Origin of the sequence: Gilvimarinus gilvus (genome assembly GCF_030518155.1) — a bacterium.
Lineage (GTDB): Bacteria > Pseudomonadota > Gammaproteobacteria > Pseudomonadales > Cellvibrionaceae > Gilvimarinus > Gilvimarinus gilvus.
Map to the genome: position 1 here is coordinate 1 of NZ_JAULRU010000458.1, position 380 is coordinate 380.

1 protein-coding gene is annotated in these 380 nt (G+C 36.6%); it reads left to right on the forward strand.

The genetic code is table 11. From position 1 onward, the window contains the following. Nucleotides 1-380 (forward strand): proton-conducting transporter transmembrane domain-containing protein (locus QWI17_RS08865; protein ID WP_302722159.1); only part of this gene is annotated, 380 nt, incomplete at both ends.

Here is a 380-nt window from a genome sequence, read left to right on the forward strand (position 1 = left end):
TATGTTCATTCTTGTTAATTGGTTTTTGGTTTACAAATCCAGAATATATCAAAGCAGCGAAGAAAGCCTTCATCATGAACCGTATCGGAGATGTTGGATTTTTATTGGCGATGTTTTGGATTTTCAAAGAATTTGGAACGTTAGAATATGTAAAAGTATTCAGCCAATTAGCAATTGATTCATCTGCATTTACAGGTTTTGTATTAACAGGAATCACATTCTTGTTATTCTTAGCAGCAACGGGTAAATCGGCTCAATTACCATTGTTCACTTGGTTACCAGATGCGATGGCAGGACCAACGCCAGTTTCAGCACTTATTCACGCTGCAACAATGGTAACGGCAGGTATTTTTATGATTACACGTTGCAACGAATTATTT